The organism is Gordonia sp. NPDC003585, assembly GCF_040610755.1.
Taxonomy (GTDB): Bacteria; Actinomycetota; Actinomycetes; order Mycobacteriales; family Mycobacteriaceae; genus Gordonia.
On sequence record NZ_JBEXMX010000092.1, the window covers coordinates 1 to 19,768 of the forward strand.

The window sequence follows — 19,768 nt, forward strand, 5'->3', positions numbered from 1 at the left end:
TCCGCCCCCCCCCCGCGCCCCCGCCGCCACCGCCCACGCCGCCCACCCCCCGGCCGCGGGCGATGCCGTCGGCCACCGTGGTGATCGCCTGCAGGCCGGTGCCGCACGCCTGCTGGATGTCGAAGGCAGGCGTGTAGGGCGAGAGTGCCGAACCGAGCACCGACTCGCGGATGAGATTGAAATCACGCGCGTGCTTGAGCACCGCACCGCCCGCGACCATGCCGAGCTGCTCGCCCTGCAGGTTGAACCGGCTGACCAGGCCGTCGAGAGCTGCGGTGAACATCTCCTGATTGCTGACCTTGGCGTATGCCTTGTCCTGCCGGGCGAACGGGATGCGGTTGCCGCCGAGGATCGCAACCGGCCGCTGCGAACGGGTCTTGGGTGTGTAAGCCACTTCGAACTCCCAGGGTGGTGTTTGGTATCTATAGCGTATTCTTACTCTTGAGTAAGTTCGTTGTCGAACGCCGCTCACCCGAGCGCGCTCGTCGCAACACCCCATGCTGCACCGCAGCGTCCCGCGCCGCCGAGCCAAATCAGAGGAGATTCACGTGGCCGCCAACGGAAACACTGGCCTGTATTCGAGCTTCGTCCACTCCGGACCGGGTGCCTTCATCGCCAAACAGGCTGGTCTGCCGGTTCCGCCGGCGCTGCGCCGGTTCAAGGCATCGGAGCCCGCACTGGCCGGACCGGTGATCCTCGGCGGTGCCGGCCGGCTCGTCGAACCGCTGCGCGAGATGCTCACCACACCGGACTACACGCTGATCCAGAACGCCACCACCGGCCGTAGTGCCGACAAGTACGGCGGCCTGGTCTTCGACGCGACCGGCATCACCTCCCCCGCCGATCTGCGCCAGCTGTACGAGTTCTTCCAGCCCCTCATGCGCTCGACCGCGCCGTGCGCACGGTTCGTCGTCATCGGCACCACCCCGGAACTCGTCACCAGCCCCGACGAGCGGGTCGCACAGCGCGCGCTCGAAGGCTTCACCCGCTCGCTGGGCAAGGAACTCCTAAAAGGTTCGACCGTCCAGCTCGTCTACGTCTCCCCCGACGCCAAGACCGGTCTCACCGGCCTGGAGTCGACGCTGCGGTTCGTCCTGTCGGCCAAGTCGGCGTTCGTCGACGCACAGGTGATCCGGGTGGGTGCCGGCGACGCCGTCGCCCCCGACTGGGACAGGCCGCTCGAGGGCAAGGTCGCCGTGGTGACCGGCGCGGCCCGCGGCATCGGCGCAACCATCGCCGAGGTTCTCTCGCGCGACGGCGCGCACGTCATCTGCGCTGATATCCCGGCCGCCGGTGAGGCACTCGCCGACACCGCCAACAAGGTCGGTGGGACCTCCTTCCCGCTCGACGTGAGCGCCCCCGACGCCGGCGCGAAGCTGGCCGAGCATGCCCTGGAGCGTCACGGCGGCATCGACATCATCGTCAACAACGCCGGCATCACCCGCGACAAGCTGCTCGCCAACATGGACGCCGACCGCTGGAACGCGGTGATCTCGGTGAACCTGATCGCTCCCCAGCAACTCGTCAGCGCCCTCGTCGAGAAGGACGCCATCCGTGCCGGTGGCGCCGTTGTGGACGTGTCGTCGATCGCCGGCATCGCGGGCAACCGCGGCCAGACCAACTACGGCGCGTCCAAGGCCGGTGTGATCGGACTGGTCGACGCCTACGCTCCGCTGTTGGCCGAAAAGGGCATCACCATCAATGCGGTGGCACCCGGCTTCATCGAGACCAAGATGACCGCCGCCATCCCGCTGGCCACTCGCGAAGCCGGCCGTCTGATGAGCTCGCTGCAGCAGGGCGGGCAGACCGTCGACGTCGCCGAGACCGTCGCCTACTTCGCCAATCCGGCGTCGAATGCGGTGACCGGCAACGTCGTCCGCGTGTGCGGCCAGGGGTTCCTGGGTGCCTGATGTCGAAGACCATCACACTCTCGCAATCCCCGAGCACCGGCGAGGTCTACGGCAAGGCCATCACCGGACTGCTGCCGGTGATCGGTAAGCCGGCCAAGGTCGCCCCCGACGCATCGGTCCCCGACACGCACTATCGGCTCGCCGACGTCCGCGTCGATCCCGATGCGCTGCAAGCATATTGCCGGGCCACCGGGCAGCGGTTCTCCTCGACCCTGCCGCTGACGTACCCCTTCGTGCTGCAGTTCCCGCTCGTCATGAAGCTCATGACCTCGGCCGAATTCCCTTTCGGTGCAGTCGGTTCGGTGCACATGACGAACACCATCGAGCGTCGTCGGCCGATCGGCGTCGACGAGCCGCTGACGATCGTCACGCACGCCGAAAACCTCCGCGAACACCGAAAGGGCCTGCTGGTCGACGTCATCAGTGAGATCAGCGTCGGCACCGAGCCGGTCACGACGCAGACGGCGACGTTCCTCAAGCAGCAGCGGACCAGCTTGTCGGATCAACCGCGCGGGCCGGAGCCGAAGGCCGCGACGCCACCGCCGCCGGACTCGATCCTGGCGGTGGATCTCGGACGCATCCGCGAGTACGCCGCGGCGTCGGGCGACCGCAACCCGATCCACATGGGCAACCTGCCTGCCAAGGCGTTCGGCTTCCCGAAGGCGATCGCCCACGGAATGTGGAGTGCCGCAGCGGCAATCGCAAACGTCGAAGCACAGTTGCCCGGCGAGGTCACCTACGACGTCCGGTTCGGAAAGCCGATCCTGTTGCCCGCCAAGGTGAATCTCTACACGCGGCGCATCGACGGTCCCGGCGCCGGGAGCGGAGCGAGCGGGCCAATTGTTACCGGGAATTTCGACATCTCGATTCGCGACCGGCGCAAGGGTTTTCCGCACCTGACGGCAACGACGCGGGGGAGCTGAGCTGGAAGCCCCCACCGCTGGCTGTGCGAGCCTGCGAGCCTCGAAGCCGCTGGCGAGATGACATTGCCGTCTCACCAGCCCTTCGAGGCTCGCTCCGCTCGCACCTCAGGGAGCGGGTGGGCGGCTCCGCGGGGGGGCTCAGGGAGCCCTCACGCCGAACGGTCGGTGCCGATGCCCTTCAGGCCGCGCCAGACGATGCCGACGAGGAGGTCGGTGGCGGTGTCGAGGTCGACGTCGCCCTCGGTGATCCGGTCGGCAACCGCCTCCGAGGCGCCGACGAGGGCGACCGCGGTGAGTTCGAAATCGATGTCGCTCGCACCCTCGACGGTGGTGCCGGCCTTGATGAGTTGGGTGACCATCTCGGTGACCCGCTGGCGGCTGTCGCTGACGATCTGGGCGAAGCTCGCCGTGCCGATCGCGACACGATAGAGCACCCGCCAGGACTGCCGGTGCTCGTGCACGAACCGCAGGAACTCCTTGATCACCGTCCGGGCCTGTTCGCGCTGCGACAGATTCGGGTCGAAGCCGACACTCATGGCGTCGATGAACAGTCCCGACTCGCGGGCGATGCACGCGCTGAACAGCTCTTCTTTGGAGCCGTAATACAGGTACAGCATCGGCTTGCTGATCTGCGCCTCGGACGCGATGGCGTCCATCGAGGTCTCGCGGAATCCGTTCTGCGCAAACACCTTCACCGCAGCATCCAGCATCTGCTGCTCACGTACCGCCCGGGGAAGTCGCTTGGTTCCGCCCGACATGACCACCTCCTGCGCAACGCGCCCCGACCACTGCTGACGCTATCCGACAATACCGAATAACTTACCGGAGAGTAAGTTATTGGCGGATTCAGCAGTTGACGACGCCCTTGGCCCGGAAGATGCGCAGCACCTTTGCGTTGAGCCGGGGAGGAGCCAGACGACCGGCCCGCACTGCACGCTCCAGGGTATCCAGAACCGACCCGACGCGGTCGGTCGACAGCCACAGCGCGACGTCGCCGCCGGCGAGGATGAACTTCTCGACCGCCTGCTCGATCGGGTACTGCGCACTGATGGCGGCCATCCCGGACAGGTCGTCGGAGAAGATCACGCCGTTGAACCGTGGGCCGTTGTAGCCGACGCCTGTGCGCAGCATCTGGATCGCCGGCCGGCTGATGCTCGCCGGCAGCCCGTTGGTCAGCCCCGGCACGATCAGGTGCCCGACCATGACCGCGGCATCGCCCGGATTCTGCAGCAGCGTGCGGTAGGGGACGAGGTCGCTGGTCTGCAGTTGCGACAGCGGCGGGGTCCGGACCACACCGAGATGTGAGTCGCCCGAGCCGTGCCCGTGACCAGGGAAATGCTTGTAGACGGGCGTGATCCCGGCCGCCTGCAGACCGGCCGCGTAGGCGCCCGCATACTTCGTCACGGTGGCCGGGTTGTTGCTGAACGAGCGGTCGCCGATCACCTCGTTGTCGGACTCGTCGCTGACGTCGACGACGGGTGCGAAGTCGACGGTGACCCCGAGGTTCCTGAGTTTGCGTCCGACCTCGGTCGCGATGGCCTTCACCTGCGCGGGGGTCTTCTTGGCCAGCTCGCGCGCCGACACCCCGTCGATGCCCAGCGACGACAGCCGCGACACCCGACCCCCCTCTTGGTCGACGGTCACCATCAGCGGGATCTTGGCGGTACGCGAGATCCGGGCGGCCGCGCCACTTTGGAGGATCGATTTGTCGGTCCAGCTGCCGACGAAGATGCCGCCGATCTGTTCGGAATTCACGATCGACTGTGCGTCCGCGGTACCGGTGACCCCGACCGTGATCAGCTGCGCCAGCTTCTGGCGCACCGTCATCGAGTTCAATTTGTCTGCGCCACAACCGGTTACCGGGGGAAGGCGAACGGGCACCACGGCCGACGAGGACGAGGAGGACGTCATCGCGTACGCCGACGTCGTGGTACTGCCAGCCCCGGGAGGGGTGTCGGTGGCGCACGCCGCAACGGCGACGCACGTCAGGACGAGGAGCCCGTGGGCGAGGAAACGAGGGATCGCGCGGCGGCGGCGAGTTGAACCCATGGCTCGAGTCTGGCATGTAACCTGGACGAATGGACGTGGGGTCCATTCCGAACAGGTCCGAGCCAGCCCCCGGTGGCGGTCAGACGGACCCTGGCACAGTGCCCGCCGAGGCCAACGGATCTCGAACTCACCAGGTTCTGATGATCGCCTACGACGGGTCGCCCAACGCCGACCGCGCCATCCGGTACGCCGGAACCTTCCTGCGCGCCGACACCGCATATGTCGTCACCGCCTGGCAGCCGGGCAGCATGTCACCCGCTCGCCTCTCGACCCTGTCCGGTGGCATGCAACCGTTCATCGACACCCAGCTCGACACCGGCGTCGACCAAGCACTCCAGTCCGAAGCGGAGAGCATCAACGCCCGCGGGGTGGAACTCGCCACCCAGTGCGGTCTCACCGCGCGGGGTTCGCTCGTCGAGGTCGAGTCGACGGTGTGGGGTGCGCTGGTTGCGGCGGCTGACGCGCTCGACGTCGACCTGCTGGTCACCGGCACCCGAGGCGCATCGGGTCTGAAGGCGCTGCTGCGCTCCAGCGTCGCCGAGCGCGTCCTCAAACACTGCTCCCGGCCGGTGTTCATCGTGCCCGCCAAGTGCGAGAAGCAACCGCCGGTCACGCTGTAGGCACACCACACCGGGTGATCACACAGCGCTGATGATCACTTTCAGCGCGTGTTCGTCGGCCGCATTCGCGAACGTGTCGTACGCCTCGTCGAACTGGTCGAAGCCGAACCGATGGGTGACGAAGCGTTCCGGCGCGATCGTCCCGTCGCGGGTCTGATCGAGCAGTTCCGGCGCGGTCGTCGCGTTGACGAGCCCGGTGGTGATGGTCAGGTTGTTGATCCAGTCACGTTCGATCGGGAACTCGACGCCCTCACCGTGCACGCCGACGTTCGCGACATGTCCACCGGGCCGCACACTCCCGAGTGCCGTGAGGAACGTCCCCGGCAATCCGACGGCCTCGATCGCGACGTCGGCCCCGAGGCCGTCTCGGCTCAAGCCCTTCAGTTGCTCGACGACGTCGCCGCCTGCGCCGACATCGATGGTGTCGGTGGCCCCGAACTCGCGGGCCTGTTCGAGCCGGAACTTGTTGCCGTCGACCGCGATCACCTTCGACGCTCCGACCGCCTTGGCGGTCATGACCGCGGCCAATCCGACCGGTCCGACGCCGACGATCGCGACCGTGTCCCCCTCCTTGACCGCGCCACTGAGCACACCGATCTCGTAGCCGGTGGGCAGGATGTCGCTGAGCATCGCACCCTGCTCCGGCGTCACACCGTCGGGCAGCGGGATGAGTCCGTTGTCGGCGAACGGGACGCGCACGTATTCGGCCTGGGTGCCGTCGATGAGGTGTCCGAAGATCCACCCGATGCCGCCGACGGTCTGGCAGTGCGACGTCAGCCCGGCCTTGCAGTAGTCGCAGGTACCGCACTTGGTGATGCACGAGATGATCACCCGGTCGCCGACCTTCACCTTCTCGCACCCCTCGCCGACCTCGGTGACCACGCCGACGCCCTCGTGACCGAGGATGCGACCGTCGGTCACCGCGGGCACGTCACCTTTGAGGATGTGCAAATCGGTTCCGCAGATCGTAGTGGTCTGGACCCGCACGATCGCGTCGGTCGGAGCGTCGAGCACGGGATCGGGCACCGTCTCCCAGCTCTTCTTCCCGGGTCCGTGGTACACCAGCGCCTTCATTGCCGCCTCCGCTCGGTCCCCCGATTCTCATTTACTGGGGTTCAATTCCCCCCGGGGGCGAACGCTAACCGCGGCTCACGGGTAGCGGTGTCTCATCCTGAGATCGGCGGCTGCTCGTCCTCGACGAGGATTGCCGCGCACAGCGTGCGAGCAGCTTCGAAGGGTCGTGGTGAAGCGACGACGCAACAGGTGCTCGTGTTTCTCCCATCTGCTCGCAATGCATCGCGCGCAGATGGGAGACATGCGAGCAGATGTCAGCAGCAACGCTGAGTGAGAGGTGTCTACGCGCGGGCAGCCGAGATGGTGTCCGAGGCGGCCGCCGAGGCTCGTCATCGGCGTGTCGCGATTTCAGAAACCGCGTGTCTGGTCAGAAACCCGAGGCGCACCAGCGGTTTCTGGCCACATAGGCGGTTTCTGGCGACAAGTGCGGTCGACGAGGTGGTCGCCAACCAAATGTCCTGATCTGTGGGGTCCATGACCTAGACGCCACGACGATCCGTCCGAAATCATGGACGTATGACCCGATCCGTGGTGGTGTTCGGATTCGACGGCGTGCAGCCCCTCGACATCACCGGGCCGGTCGACGTCTTCACCACCGCGTCGGTGGCGCTGCACGGTCAGGGATACCCCGACGAGGGATACACGGTGACCCTCGTGTCGGAGGGCGGGCAGCCGGTGTCGAGCGGGTTGGGACTCGAGTTCGTCGCCCATCCGTTGCCGGACGCCGGCGCTCCGATCGACACGCTGGTGTTACCCGGCGGCATGGGGGTCTTCGACGCCCGACGCCGTGCCGAGACGGCCGATTGGCTGCGCGGGGCCGCCGAGGGCGCGCGACGGGTGATCACCATCTGCACGGGTGCGTTCTTCGCCGCCGAGTGCGGCCTGCTCGACGGCGTGCGGGCAACCACGCACTGGTCGGCGGCCCAATTCCTCGCCGACGAGTACCCCGCCATCACCGTCGACGCGGATCCGATCTTCATCCGCAGTTCGGATCGGGTGTGGACCGCGGCCGGCGTCACCGCGGGGATCGACCTCGCGCTCGCCCTCGTCGAGGACGACCACGGCACCGAGATCGCCCAGATCGTTGCCCGGCACCTCGTGCTGCACCTGCGCAGGCCCGGCGGTCAGTCGCAGTTCGCCCCACCGATCTGGATGCCCCGGGCCAAGCGTCGGCCCATCCGCGACGTCCAGGAAGCGATCGAACACGATCCGGGAGCCCCGCACCGCATCGCCGACCTCGCGACCCGCGCGGCCATGAGTCCTCGCCACTTCACCCGGGTGTTCACCGACGAGGTGGGCGAGTCACCGGGCGCCTACGTCGAGCGCATCCGCACCGACACCGCGCGCCGTCATCTCGAGGAGTCCGACGACACGACCAGTGCGGTCGCCGCGCGCAGCGGATTCGGATCGGCGGAAACGATGCGACGGGTGTTCGTCCGACGCCTGGGTATCCCACCCGACCAGTACCGACGCACGTCCCGCACCGCATCCGCCGACAACCGAGCAGGAGTTGCCCCATGACCCAGATCGCCATCGTCGTCTATCCGCAGTTCACCGCACTGGATTTCGTCGGACCGTACGAGGTGCTGCGCGGCCTGCCCGACGCGGAGGTCCGGTTCGTGTGGCACGAACCGGGTCCGATCACGGCCGACTCGGGGGTTCTGGTGGTCGGCGCGACGCATTCGTTGTCCGAGACGCCGCACCCCGACATCGTGCTGGTGCCCGGCGGACCGGGGTTTGCACAGGCCGCACGGGACGAGCGCCTGCTGAGCTGGCTTCGTGAGGCGCACACAACCGCGACGTGGACGACGTCGGTGTGTACCGGATCGATCGTGTTGGCCGCGGCCGGCCTGCTCGAGGGCAAACGCGCGACCACCCACTGGTCGTCGCTGGCCGGCCTGTCGCTCTATGGCGTCACCGCGGTCTCCGATGAGCGCATCGTCCGCGCCGACGACGACAGTTCCATCGTCACCGCTGCCGGTGTGTCCGCGGGCATCGACTTGGCCTTGTGGCTGGTCGGTAAGGTGGCCGGCGACAACCGAGCGCGAGCGATCCAGCTGTTCATCGAGTACGACCCGCAGCCGCCCTACGACTCGGGCCATCGCAGCAAGGCATCGGCGTCGACGGTGGCTCGCACCACCGCACTGCTGTCCCGGGACTCGCTCAAACCCGCGATCATCGGTTCGGCGACGGCACTCGCCTGGGAGGGCGCGCTGCGCAGGGTTCGCGCCCGTCGATGAGTTCTGTCGAGCGGCGATGGTAGTTTCGTCGCCATGAACTCCTCCCGTACCAGGTACCTCATCGCCGGAGCCGTCGCTGCGGTCTCGGGCATCGTGGTCGGCGTCGGTGCGGTGTTCCTCGGTGGGCTGCTGGCGGCCGAGACCAGCCCGTCGACCGACCTCAACCGCATCAACCCGAACAACGGATTCGTGCAGGGTTCTGTCGACTACGGGTCACGTGGCGGCGCCGGCGAGAACAACTGAGTCTCGCATCACTGGGACGACCGGACGGCTCTCGGTCCGGGGCGTCGGAATCGCCGGTTTCCTCGCACTCCTGATCTGTCTGCTGCAATCGCCCGGACAGATCGCCGCCGACACCAAGCTCGACCTCACCGCCAACCCGATCGGATTCCTGACCCGGGCGGCTCACCTGTGGTCGCCCGACGCCCCGATGGGGCAGGTGCAGAACCAGGCCTACGGCTATTTCTTTCCGCACGGCGCATTCTTCGCTCTCGGGGAGTTCGCACACCTGCCGCCCTGGATCACGCAGCGCCTGTGGTGGGCGCTGCTGCTGACGATCGGATTCGTCGGGGTGGTGCGTCTTGCGGAAGCGCTGCGCGTCGGATCACCCGCATCGCGGATCATCGCCGGCGCCATCTTCGCGCTCAGCCCGCGCGCGCTCACCACGCTGGGGTCGATCTCGTCGGAAACGCTGCCGATGATGCTCGCGCCGTGGGTGCTGGTGCCGATGGTGCGAGTGCTGGATGGCGGTGGGGGCATCCGGCCGGTGTGGCAGGAGGCGCTGCGGTCCGCGGTCCCGGTGGCGTTGATGGGTGCGGTGAACGCGGTGGCCACGTTGGCGGCGCTCGGTGTGGCGATGGTGTGGTGGCTGATGCACCGGCCCGGCCGCCGCATGCTGCGCTTCGGTCTGTGGTGGGCGGTCGGACTGCTGCTCGCCTGCGCCTGGTGGGTGGTGCCGCTGCTGATCCTGTCCAGGGTGAGCCCACCGTTCTTGGACTTCATCGAGTCGTCCGGCGTGACCACACAGTGGACGTCGCTCACCGAGGTGCTCCGCGGCACGAGCTCGTGGACTCCGTTCGTGTCATCGGAACGTGTTGCGGGCGCCGTGCTGGTGACCCAGCCCGCCGCGGTGCTCGCGACGGGCACCCTCGCTGCGGCCGGACTGGCCGGACTGTGCATGCGCCACATGCCATTCCGGTCACGCATGGTCGCGCTCGTGGCACTCGGGCTGGTGCTGATGTGTGTCGGGTTCGCCGGGCAGCTCGGCTCACCGATCGCCGACGACGTTCGCGCCTTCCTCGACGGCGCGGGCGCACCGCTGCGCAACATCCACAAATTCGAACCCTTTGTGCGCCTTCCCCTCGTGCTCGGTGTGGCCCATCTACTCGCCCGCGTCGCACTGCCGGGGACCGTGACTGTCCGGGAGTCGCTGTCCGCCTTCGCGCATCCGCAGCGGTCGCGTCCGGTCGCGGCGACGGTGGTGGTGGTGGTCGCGCTCATCGGTGCGGGTTCGCTGATGTGGACGGGTCAGCTGGCCCCGGCGGGTGCGTATCGCGAGATCCCCGGCTACTGGCAGCAGACCGCGACGTGGTTGTCGACCCATGCAGCCCAACCGGATTCGGCCCGGCAAGCACCCGCGCGTGCGCTGGTCGTTCCCGGAGCGCCGTTCGCCGACCAACTCTGGGGACTCACCCGCGACGAACCCATGCAACCACTCGGCGACACTCCCTGGGCCGTACGCGACGCCATCCCGCTGACACCGCCGTCGGCGATCCGGGCGATGGATTCGGTGCAGCGCGCCATCGCGAATGGTCGGGCCTCGCCGGGGCTTGCCCCGACGCTCGCGCAGCAAGGCATCCGATATGTGGTGTTGCGTGCCGATCTCGCACCGGACACGTCACGCTCGGCACGACCGTTACTCGCGCAGCACGCGCTGACCGGTTCCCCCGGGATCCGCCGAGTGGCCGTCTTCGGACCCGACGTCGGGGCACCCGAGCTACGTGACGTGGTGCGCGACAACGGACTCAGGCCGAAAATGCCTGCCATCCAGATCTTCGAGGTGGCGGCGACCGGATTCCCTGGCACAGGTCCGATCCTGGTCGACACCGACGGCATGGCCCGGGTGGCCGGCGGCCCGGAGTCGTTGGCACAACTGGACGACGCGCGCACCCGACTGGGACTGCCGCCACTCGGCCCCTCGCTGTTGGCCGCCGACGCACGCCGCGCCGGCCTCCCGGACGCGCCGGTGATCGTCACCGATTCACCAGCCGATCGCGAAACCGACTTCGGGCGCGTCGACGACCACACTTCGTCGATCCGCTCGGCGGGCGATCCGCGTCGGACCTACAACGCGGTTCCCGACTACCCGGTCGAGGGGCAGTCGCTCGTCTCCGGAGAGTGGTTGTTGGACAACCGGTCCGGTGAGGTACGGGTCGGCGTGTCCGGGTCGGCGGCCGACGCGACCCAACCGGGACAGACGTCTCCGGCGAACTCGGCGGCCGCAGCCTTCGACGGAGATCCGCAAACCGCTTGGGTCAGTGCGGGATTGCAGTCTGCCGTCGGACAGTGGATGCGTCTGTCGTTCACGCGCCCGCAGTCCGATCTCACGCTGAGGATCACCACCGCAAAGGCCTTGGGTCCCGACGTCAGCAGCGTGGTGGTGGCCACCGAGGCGGGCAGTACCGTCGCGTCGGGCCTGAAACCCGGCGAGCCCGTGACCGTGACGGCCCCCAGCGGACCGACCCGGTGGGTGCAGATCCGGGCGCTGCAAACCGCGAACGGCTCGGCCGGCAACCAGTTCGCGCTCGGTGAGGTGTCGGTGCGCGACCTTCGGTCCGGATTGCCGATCACCATCCGACACCGGGTGACACTCCGGCCGCTGGCGCCGAACACCACTGTCGCACAATGGCTGCTGACCCAGGAGCTGAGTGGCCGGGCGTCGTGCGTGGCCGACCCGGCCGCCGACGTGGCACGATGCGCCCCGGGACTGGGACTCGCCGCCGAGACCCCGGGCATCTTCACCCGCGCACTGCAGGTTCCGCAGCCGACACCGGTCACCCCCGCGGTGGTGTTACGCCCCCGCCCCGGCGACACACTCAACGCGCTCCTGTGGTCGGCCGGCCAGATCGTGGCGACCGGACCGTCGGCCGTCACCGACCCGCGCGGCGGACCGAGCGCGGCCGTCGACGGCGACCCGTCGACGGTGTGGACGGCACCCGAACCTGCGAAGGAACGTAAGAAGGGCGAGCGCCCACCGAAAGCCGATCGGGATTCCACCGAGCCGCGGCTCACCCTCGGACTCCCCGCACGGCAGCGCGTCGAGTCCCTGCGAATCGTTGCGCCGCAGGGCTATCCGTCCGCCCCGACCCGCGTGGCTGTCGATCTGGGCACCGGTCCGCAGATCCGGGACGTCGGGGCCGACGGCGTCGTCCGCCTCGACCCGGCCGACACCGATCGGATCACGATCACCGTCCTCCGCCAGCGTGACCTCATCGAGGTGAACAGCCTCGGCTTCGCCACGCAGGCGCCACCAGGGATCGCCGAGATCGAGATCAACTCGCGGACGTCCGTGCCGCCGGCGGATCGCGCGATCGACATCGGCTGTGACCGAGGCATCGGAATGACGGTGTCGGGACAGGTCATCGGACTGTCGGTGCAGACCACCGCCGACGCATTGCGCAACGGCGAACCGGTGGTGGCGCGACCCTGCTCGAGTGCGCCGATCGCGCTGGGCGCCGGCGAGCAGGAGTTGTCGGTCAATCCTGGTGGGGCGTTCACTGTGGATTCCGTTGTTCTGCAGTCTGGTTCGACGACAAGAGTTTCACAGACCGAACCGGCTGCGGTTCGGGACTGGTCCGCGGTCGACCGGTCGGTGACGGTGAATGGCGTTGCGCACCAACGCGTACTGGTGATCCCCGAGAGCACCAACGCCGGTTGGCAGGCCCGCCTGGGGGACAACGAGCTGACCCCGATCGTCGTCAACGGTTGGCAGCAGGGGTGGGTGATCCCCGCGGGCGCCTCGGGAACCGTCCAGCTCACCTACCGCTTCGATTCGCTGTACCGATGGGCGCTCGTCATCGGCCTGATATTGGTCGGCGCGTTGCTCATCGCGGCGTGCTGGCCCCTGCCGCTGGCTGAGGTGCGAGCCTGCGAGCCTCGAAGCCCTGGTGAGAGGACACTGCCGTCTCACCAGGCCCTTCGAGGCTCGTCGCTAGCGCTCCTCGCACCTCAGGGAGCGGGATTCTTGGCGTCTGCAGGTGTTGCGACACTGTCGATGTCGTGGTTGCTGTCGGGTTGGTGGGGTCTGGCGTTCGGGATCGGGGTGGGTGCGCTCGCTGCCGTCCTGCGACCGCGCACAAAGGTCGTGCTGTGTTTCGTGTCGATGATGCTGGCCACCGTCGGCCTCGCCGCCGGACCATGGCATTCGCCCAACGGCTACAACGGGTTTGCGTGGTGGGTTCAGTTGCCTGCGCTGATCGCGGTGCTGCTCGCCGCCTGGGCGGCGGTGTGGTCGGTCGTCGAACCGGATCTCTCCGACGACGAGACGCCGCTCTCCTGCCTGCGCAACCAGCGTCGGGCCGGTTCTTCGACAAAGGCGTAACTCGCTGCCGCAACACCGATCGTGAGGACGACGGTGATGGACCAGACCAACAGCGTGTCGCCGCTGAACGGGACGATGCCGAACAGTCCGAACACCACCGCGAGAACCGCGAGGTGCCAGATGAAGATGCCGTAGGACCAGCGTCCCAGGGCGAGCATCACCGGCGAGGTCAGGATGCGGAACGGCCCTGCCGAACACACGAGCGGCGCCAGCAGCGCGTATCCGCACAGCGCTCCGAGTACCATCTTCGTCGCGAACTGCAGGTTGGTGAGCGCGCCCAGTCCGGTCGGTCCGGCCAGTGGTGTGCATGCGAGCGCGTAGGCCACCACGAGGACGCCGAACATCAGCCGTCGTCGTGCGCTGATCGAGGCGACTCGTTCGATCCACCGTGGCGCGTGGCCGCGTTCGATGGCACCGGCCACCTCGGCGAGCACGAGTCCGGCGAGGAACCACGGCAGGTGTCCGATGACCCAGTTCTTCGGCTCCACGCCGGCGGGCAGCGGCAGTGCCATGGCCGGCCAGGCCCAGGCGAGACTGACCAACCCGAGCACTGCCAGGGCCGGGATCCGCCAGTCCCGGCGGCGTCCTCTCAGGCGCAACAACGCGAGCCCGATGATCGGCAAGATCGCGTAGAACGCGACCTCCACCGACAGACTCCACATCTGTGTGAGTCCGGCCGTCAACGACAGCGGCACAAACACCTGGGTCAGGGTGAGGTTGGCCGACCAGACCGTGGCGTCGGCGCCCTGCGCGTCGGGCAGCAGGAGCAACACGACGACCACCACGACGACGTAGGCCGGCCAGATCCGCACGAACCGGTGACGCAGATAGCGTCGGATCGGCGGATGGCCGGCGTCGTCGCGATGTGCGCTGTCGACCCACGGTCGCCAGAGGAGGAAGCCGGAGAGGGCGAAGAACAGGGCGACTGCGAGGTCGAGTCGTCCGAGCACCGGGCCGAGTACGGGGATCTGCACGGCGCGGGTCTGGAAGGCGACGTGGGTGGTCAGGACCCCGAGTGCCGCGATCGCACGCATCCCCTCCAGCTGCGGATAGAACCGTCGCGCGGGCGGCGCGACTGTACTGGAGTGGGTGTCGGTGCTGGTCATGCTCCTGACAGGGTAGCCGCGTACCCTCTCGCCTATGTCGCGGCACCGATTCTCCACCGCTGATCTGATCGGTCCGACCCTGCTGTTCCTCGGGGGATTCCTGGTCGCGGTGACGATCGCGCTGCCGACGCTGTTGGCCGATCAACTGCGCCTGATCCCGCTGAGTACCGACTTCACCACCGTCGCGACCACCACCGACCCGACTCTCGCGAACGAGCCCGACGCGACGATCCTCGACGTCTGCTCGCTGAACACCCCGACCGCGCGCACCGTCGGCGCGGAGCTCGTGCGTCAGCAGCGTGTGGTGGCGGTCCAGCCGTCGGACCGGCGGCGCGTCACGGTGCAGGCCGGCACCTCCATCCAGGCCGACCATCTGCTGATCGACGGTAAACAGGTCGATCCGGCGCTGCCGCGTCCGGGCAGCACCCCGGCCGGCGATCGGCCCAGCTGTACCGATCCGACGGTCGGGGCGGTGCGTGATCGGGTGACCCTCAATCGCGAGAGCGCTCTACCGGATCTGGCCGGGGGCGGCAGTTCGGAGATCCAATACGACAACCAGTCGGCGCCGGTGCCCGAACCGGATCGACGCGGCTTCACCTACCTGATGTCGTTCGACGTCAGCACCTCCGATCACGCCTTCTTCGACGTCACCACGCGTCGCACCGTGCCTCTGCGCTACATGGGCGACGGCCAGGTGTCCGGGCACGACGTCGCACGATTCACCGCACTCGTCCCCGACACCGACCTCAACACCGTGCCGGGCGCGGCCACCACCAACCGGCCGACCCTCATCACCCGGCCCGCGTCGTGGTTCGGGGTCGGCGGCGACCCGGCCCGTCAACTCACCGCGACGCTGCACCACCGTTCCGAGTGGGAACTGTCGGTCGACACCCGCACCGGCCTGATCGTCGACCAACACATCAGGATCGACGAGTCGTACCGGTTCGACGGCCGGACAGCCGGTGTCCCAACGGATTTCGCGCTCCCTTACCTGCGCGCGACGTTCCGCTACGACGAGCGGACCCGCACCGAGATGACCGCACGGTCGTCGGACCTGGCCAACCCGGTGGTGATCTGGGGACGGCTGGTGCCGATCGCGACGGGTGTCCTCGGTGTGGTCCTGCTGATCGTCGGGCTGCTGTTGCTCAATCCGGCTCGGCTGCCGGAGAGGATTCGACGGCGGCTGTCGAAGACCGCGAACTGAGCACGTAGACGGCGGTCGCCGTGGCCGCGACGGTCCCGGCAATCGCCGCCGTTGCCGCCAAGGTGACGATCGACCCGACGACGGTGACGATCACGACCACTTCGGCGGCGACGACCGCCCATGTCAGCAGCGCGACCTGGGTGTGGTCGCGCGCGATCGCCGACAGCAGTGTGACCTGAAGAACCGACAACACCGCTCCGGTGTAGGCGAAGAGCCACAGGATGGGTACGAGAGCGCGATAGTCGTCGCCGACGACGAGTGGGACCAGCGGTCCGGCCAGACCGGCGGCGACGGTGAGGACAACTCCGATACCGGCCACCACGGTGACCGCCTGGCGCAGCGAGTCGCTCGACTGTGCGGGGTCGGCGAGACGCGGATAGAAGACGACGCCGATCGCCTGCGGCAGCCAGAAGGCAACCTTGGTCGCGATGGCCCCGAGCGCGTACACACCCGCCTCGTCCGCGCCGAGCGCCGTACGCGACAGCAGCAGATCGATCGACGACGCGACGATCAGCACCAACTGCACCTGGGAGGCGCGCAGCACACTGCGTGCGTCCAGGGATGTCGTCGGCTCACTGCGTGGATGTAGACGGTCGACGCGGGTCATCCACACGCCGAGCCAAACCACCGCCACCGACGCCCCGGCGCCTATCGTGCCCGCGAGCAGTGCCCCGGCCGGGCCCGCCCCGAGCGCGAGCACCCCGATCACCGGCAACGCACGCAATATCCCGACCACACCGAGCAGCCACGCCAACGCCCGGAACTCGCGTCGACCCTGCACCATCCCCTGACCGGCCGCGATCAGCGCCAGCAGCGGCGCGGCACTGAGCGCAGCCGCTGTGGTCGCGACGGACGCGCGCGCCAACGCAGCCACCACCGGAACGGCAACCGCAGCGAGAACGACAACCAACGCAGTGGTCTGCACGGTGACCGTGCGCAGACGACGCTCGGAGCGGCCGAGGACAACCTCCCGGGCGATGACCGCCTGCAACGCGAGCGCGGGTACACCGAGCACGAGCATCGCCGAGAGCAGGACCGCGAACTCGCCGTACTCGTCGGTGGTGAGGAACCGGCCACCGGCGAGCAGGTGAACCAGGTACATGCACACGTTGGCGACCATCGAACCGATCGCCACGGCACCGACGGCATTGACCGTCGAACCGCGCTGCGAGCCGGACGCCGGGTATTTCACGCCACCCAGTGTGGCCCACCTGCACGGAGGTGCTTTGCACCGACCACACGGCATCGGGAACGATGGAGCGGCACGCGACCACGCATTCCTACTTTCGAGAGAATCGGATGTACGACGAGACCACGACCTACGAGTCCGATACTTCAGACGCCGGGTTCCGCATCGACCCGGTGCTGGCCCGCAGCTGGCTGCTGGTGAACGGCGCCCATTACGGCAAGTTCGAGGCGGCCTCACGGTCGCGTGCCGACATCGTGGTGCTCGACATCGAGGATGCCGTCGCACCCAAGGACAAAGTTGCCGCCCGCGACAACGTCGTCCGCTGGCTCGGCCCCAAAGACGCTCCCGCCGCCGGTGCCGGCGAATGGGTGCGCATCAACGGGTTCGGCACGCCCTGGTGGGCCGACGATCTCGAGGCGTTGTCCAAGACCACCCTCGGTGGGGTGATGCTGGCGATGGTGGAGTCCGTCGACCACGTCACCGAGACCGCCAAGCGCCTGCCGGATGTCCCCATCGTCGCGCTCGTGGAGACCGCACGTGGACTCGAGAGGATCAGCGAGATCGCCGCGGCCAAGGGAACTTTCCGGCTGGCCTTCGGCATCGGCGACTTCCGGCGCGACACCGGCTTCGGCGACGATCCGGCGACCCTCGCCTACACCCGATCACGATTCACCATCGCCGCCAAGGCGGCTCACCTGCCGAGCGCCATCGACGGCCCGACGGTGGGGTCGAGTGCCCTCAAGCTGAGCGAGGCCACGGCAGTCAGTGCGGAGTTCGGCATGACCGGCAAGATCTGCCTCTCACCAGACCAGTGCGCGCCCGTGAACGACGGTCTGTCGCCGTCGCAAGACGAAATCAGTTGGGCCAAAGAGTTCTTCGCGGAGTTCGAGCGGGACGGTGGTGAGATCCGCAACGGCTCCGACCTCCCGCGGATCGCCCGGGCCACCAAGATCCTCGATCTCGCACGCGCGTACGGCATCACCGCGTCGGACTACGAGGACGAGCCCGTGCACCAGCCCGCGCCGTCGGACACCTACCACTACTGAGCCGCCCGACGTGAGGAACGGCCGCCTGCTTCCCGTGCTGTACATCGTCAGCGCGGGCCTGACGGCGGTGATCGCCGGTCCGCTGCTCGGGGCGCTCGTCGGGATCGGGCCGCGGCATCTCCTGTACCGCGACGCGGTGTCGACGCCCCGCTCCTACGCCACCGACGCCGCACTCGGCATCGGCGACCTGCCGCCTCGCGCGGTTCCGCAGGACTGGCTCGTCGCGATCGTGAGTCGGGTGGTCGACGGCGGATGGTTCGTGGTCGCCGTTCTCTTGTCGGCGCTGGTGTTTGCCGGTGTCGGATACGGACGGCTCGCCCATCGTCTGGTGCCGCAGGCGGGACGTGTGGGGGCGGTCGCCGCTGCGGTGATCGCTCTCTGGAATCCATTTGTCGCGGAACGACTTCTGCAAGGCCACTGGGGTCTGTTGGTTGGATATGCAGCGCTCGCGTGGATCGTCGTCGGCGTCGGTGATCTCGTGGCTGCACCGTCCGCGCTGCGCTGGTGTCAGCTCGCGGGTCTCGTCGCGGTGGCCGGGTTGACGCCGACCGGGTCCGTGCTGGCGGCCGTTGTGTTGGTGACTGCTTGTGTGGCTTACGGTTTCCGATCTCGTTCCGTGCTGGGGGTCGTAGTCATCTGGATCGGGAGTGCCGCACCGTGGTTGGTGGCGGCGCTGGTCGGCGGGGCGGCCACGACGACGGGATCGGCGGGCGTCGGCGCGTTCGGGTTGCGCTCGGAGCCGTGGCTCGGTCCGCTCGGCACCGCGCTCGGCCTTGGTGGGATCTGGAACGCCGACGCGGTGCCCACCAGCCGCACGGTCGGGTGGGCGGCGGTGGCGACCGGGTGCCTGCTGGTGGTCGTGGCCATCGGGGCTATTCAGGTGTGGCGAGACCGTGTCTTTCGGTGGCTGGTCGTCTTGGCGCTGGTTGTGGTGATCCTTGTGGTACTCAGCAGCTTTGGGCCGGGTCGCGCTGTGCTCGAGGCGGTGGTCGACGCTGCGCCGGGCGCGGGTCTGCTGCGTGACAGCCAGAAGTTCCTGGCGCTCCTGATGCCCGCGTTCGCGGTTGCCGCCGCAGGTGTGATCGTCGCGCTGCGACGCCTGGTACCCGCGGGGTTTGCGCTTGCTGCAGTCATCCTGCTGGTGGTGGCTCCCCTCCCCGATCTGGCCTGGGGGGTCGGCGGTGCGGTGCGCCCGGTCTCCTTCCCGGCGGAGTGGTCGGCGGTCGCGCGGATCGTGCCCGCCGACGCCGGCGCGGTTGCCCGCTGGCCGTCGAATACCGTGCGCCGGTACGCATTTGCCAATGAGGTGTCACTCGACCCGGCTCCTCGCATGCTGCGCGCGCCGGTGGTCGAATCCGGACGACTCACCGTCGACGGTCGCGAGATCGACCCGCCGTCGGCCGCTGCGGTGAAGGTCGAGAAAGTTCTTGACACCGAGGGCGATCCATCGGAGCTCGCCGATCTCGGAGTCGGCTGGGTGCTCGTGGATGGTGATTCGCCGCCCGCACGGGTTGCACGACTCGACCCAGTGTTCACCGGAGACACGTTGCGTCTCTATCAGATTGACGGAGCGCAGACGCCGAAGGCATCTTCCGGCGCGCGCGCCGCAGCGGTGACCGCGCACGTGTTGTGGCTCGCGATGATCCTCGCGGGCGCTGCGGCCTGCGCCGTCCAGGCAGTCCGCGCTTTCCGGCGGACGGATTCCGCTGGTTGATCTCGACACGGTGCCTCGCTCCGCTCGGTACCGGCTCGATCCGGCGGATCTCGACACGGTGCCCATCCCCCGCTGGTTGATCTCGACACGGTG

Annotated in this window: 14 protein-coding genes and 2 pseudogenes; 10 read left to right on the plus strand and 6 right to left on the minus strand. The window is 68.3% G+C overall.

Translation table 11 applies throughout. The features are described from left to right. Positions 1–394: pseudogene (locus tag ABZW74_RS20625) on the minus strand (acetyl-CoA C-acyltransferase); the annotation flags it as partial. Between the two features lie 154 nt (positions 395–548). On the opposite strand from ABZW74_RS20625, the gene ABZW74_RS20630 reads away from it, so the two are divergent. Both ABZW74_RS20630 and ABZW74_RS20635 read left to right on the plus strand, forming a co-directional pair. Next, complete coding sequence (locus tag ABZW74_RS20630; RefSeq protein ID WP_240862559.1) at positions 549–1,910, plus strand: 3-oxoacyl-ACP reductase; 1,362 nt, start codon at positions 549–551, stop codon at positions 1,908–1,910. Next, positions 1,910–2,833 (plus strand): MaoC/PaaZ C-terminal domain-containing protein, encoded by a 924-nt coding sequence (locus ABZW74_RS20635; RefSeq protein ID WP_240862557.1) that lies wholly within the window; start codon positions 1,910–1,912, stop codon positions 2,831–2,833. The genes ABZW74_RS20630 and ABZW74_RS20635 overlap by 1 nt, the downstream gene beginning before the upstream one ends. Before the next feature lie 149 nt (positions 2,834–2,982). On the opposite strand, the gene ABZW74_RS20640 is transcribed toward ABZW74_RS20635, so the two are convergent. Both ABZW74_RS20640 and ABZW74_RS20645 read right to left on the minus strand, forming a co-directional pair. Beyond that, positions 2,983–3,591 carry a TetR/AcrR family transcriptional regulator gene (locus ABZW74_RS20640; protein ID WP_240862555.1) on the minus strand — a complete coding sequence of 203 codons (609 nt, stop codon included), beginning with the start codon at positions 3,589–3,591 and terminating at the stop codon, positions 2,983–2,985. A gap of 88 nt (positions 3,592–3,679) precedes the next feature. Continuing rightward, on the minus strand, positions 3,680–4,882 hold the full coding sequence (locus ABZW74_RS20645) for a glycoside hydrolase family 3 N-terminal domain-containing protein (protein ID WP_240862553.1): 1,203 nt from the start codon (positions 4,880–4,882) through the stop codon (positions 3,680–3,682). Positions 4,883–5,022: 140 nt separating this feature from the next. Between ABZW74_RS20645 and ABZW74_RS20650 the strand changes: the two genes are divergently transcribed. Further along, entirely contained in the window at positions 5,023–5,502 is a 480-nt protein-coding gene (locus ABZW74_RS20650) for a universal stress protein (protein ID WP_240862567.1), read from the plus strand. A gap of 18 nt (positions 5,503–5,520) precedes the next feature. Here the strand turns inward: ABZW74_RS20650 and ABZW74_RS20655 are convergent, their stop codons facing one another. After that, positions 5,521–6,576: a zinc-dependent alcohol dehydrogenase family protein gene (locus ABZW74_RS20655; RefSeq protein WP_355278965.1), complete on the minus strand. Its 1,056-nt coding sequence runs from the start codon at positions 6,574–6,576 to the stop codon at positions 5,521–5,523. A gap of 516 nt (positions 6,577–7,092) precedes the next feature. On the opposite strand from ABZW74_RS20655, the gene ABZW74_RS20660 reads away from it, so the two are divergent. From ABZW74_RS20660 to ABZW74_RS20675, 4 genes and pseudogenes are all read left to right on the plus strand, one after another. Then, positions 7,093–8,097, plus strand: coding sequence for a helix-turn-helix domain-containing protein (locus ABZW74_RS20660; RefSeq protein WP_355278968.1), 1,005 nt, complete (start codon positions 7,093–7,095; stop codon positions 8,095–8,097). After that, on the plus strand, positions 8,094–8,816 hold the full coding sequence (locus ABZW74_RS20665) for a DJ-1/PfpI family protein (RefSeq protein WP_355278971.1): 723 nt from the start codon (positions 8,094–8,096) through the stop codon (positions 8,814–8,816). Before ABZW74_RS20660 ends, ABZW74_RS20665 begins: the two co-directional genes overlap by 4 nt. A 33-nt stretch (positions 8,817–8,849) precedes the next feature. Further along, on the plus strand, positions 8,850–9,059 hold the full coding sequence (locus tag ABZW74_RS20670; RefSeq protein ID WP_240862545.1) for a DUF2613 domain-containing protein: 210 nt from the start codon (positions 8,850–8,852) through the stop codon (positions 9,057–9,059). Next, a pseudogene (locus ABZW74_RS20675) lies at positions 9,034–11,160 on the plus strand (DUF3367 domain-containing protein); the annotation flags it as partial. The gene ABZW74_RS20670 and the pseudogene ABZW74_RS20675, both read left to right, overlap by 26 nt. A gap of 2,114 nt (positions 11,161–13,274) precedes the next feature. On the opposite strand, the gene ABZW74_RS20680 reads toward ABZW74_RS20675, so the two are convergent. After that, positions 13,275–14,522, minus strand: coding sequence for an acyltransferase (locus ABZW74_RS20680; protein ID WP_355278974.1), 1,248 nt, complete (start codon positions 14,520–14,522; stop codon positions 13,275–13,277). 34 nt (positions 14,523–14,556) lie between these two features. On the opposite strand from ABZW74_RS20680, the gene ABZW74_RS20685 reads away from it, so the two are divergent. Then, positions 14,557–15,726, plus strand: coding sequence for a DUF3068 domain-containing protein (locus ABZW74_RS20685; protein WP_355278977.1), 1,170 nt, complete (start codon positions 14,557–14,559; stop codon positions 15,724–15,726). Here the strand turns inward: ABZW74_RS20685 and ABZW74_RS20690 are convergent. Beyond that, positions 15,668–16,846 carry a polysaccharide biosynthesis protein gene (locus tag ABZW74_RS20690; protein ID WP_240862565.1) on the minus strand — a complete coding sequence of 393 codons (1,179 nt, stop codon included), beginning with the start codon at positions 16,844–16,846 and terminating at the stop codon, positions 15,668–15,670. The two genes, ABZW74_RS20685 and ABZW74_RS20690, sit on opposite strands and share 59 nt — an antisense overlap. Before the next feature lie 179 nt (positions 16,847–17,025). Here ABZW74_RS20690 and ABZW74_RS20695 point away from each other — a divergent pair, with 179 nt between their 5' ends. Continuing rightward, positions 17,026–17,961 carry a CoA ester lyase gene (locus ABZW74_RS20695; RefSeq protein ID WP_240862538.1) on the plus strand — a complete coding sequence of 312 codons (936 nt, stop codon included), beginning with the start codon at positions 17,026–17,028 and terminating at the stop codon, positions 17,959–17,961. A gap of 10 nt (positions 17,962–17,971) precedes the next feature. Beyond that, positions 17,972–19,675, plus strand: a complete 1,704-nt coding sequence (locus ABZW74_RS20700) for a hypothetical protein (RefSeq protein ID WP_355278980.1) — start codon at positions 17,972–17,974, stop codon at positions 19,673–19,675. The last annotated feature ends 93 nt before the right edge of the window (positions 19,676–19,768 follow it).

Bases quoted from the DNA above. Each gene is read 5' to 3' on its own strand.
- ABZW74_RS20695 (WP_240862538.1), top strand. From the start codon at position 17,026: ATGTACGACGAGACCACGACCTACGAGTCCGATACTTCAGACGCCGGG.
- ABZW74_RS20690 (WP_240862565.1), bottom strand. From the start codon at position 16,846: ATGGTCGCCAACGTGTGCATGTACCTGGTTCACCTGCTCGCCGGTGGC.
- ABZW74_RS20685 (WP_355278977.1), top strand. From the start codon at position 14,557: ATGTCGCGGCACCGATTCTCCACCGCTGATCTGATCGGTCCGACCCTG.
- ABZW74_RS20650 (WP_240862567.1), top strand. From the start codon at position 5,023: ATGATCGCCTACGACGGGTCGCCCAACGCCGACCGCGCCATCCGGTAC.
- ABZW74_RS20655 (WP_355278965.1), bottom strand. From the start codon at position 6,576: ATGAAGGCGCTGGTGTACCACGGACCCGGGAAGAAGAGCTGGGAGACG.
- ABZW74_RS20640 (WP_240862555.1), bottom strand. From the start codon at position 3,591: ATGTCGGGCGGAACCAAGCGACTTCCCCGGGCGGTACGTGAGCAGCAG.
- ABZW74_RS20660 (WP_355278968.1), top strand. From the start codon at position 7,093: ATGACCCGATCCGTGGTGGTGTTCGGATTCGACGGCGTGCAGCCCCTC.
- ABZW74_RS20635 (WP_240862557.1), top strand. From the start codon at position 1,910: ATGTCGAAGACCATCACACTCTCGCAATCCCCGAGCACCGGCGAGGTC.
- ABZW74_RS20680 (WP_355278974.1), bottom strand. From the start codon at position 14,522: ATGACCAGCACCGACACCCACTCCAGTACAGTCGCGCCGCCCGCGCGA.
- ABZW74_RS20665 (WP_355278971.1), top strand. From the start codon at position 8,094: ATGACCCAGATCGCCATCGTCGTCTATCCGCAGTTCACCGCACTGGAT.
- ABZW74_RS20670 (WP_240862545.1), top strand. From the start codon at position 8,850: ATGAACTCCTCCCGTACCAGGTACCTCATCGCCGGAGCCGTCGCTGCG.
- ABZW74_RS20645 (WP_240862553.1), bottom strand. From the start codon at position 4,882: ATGGGTTCAACTCGCCGCCGCCGCGCGATCCCTCGTTTCCTCGCCCAC.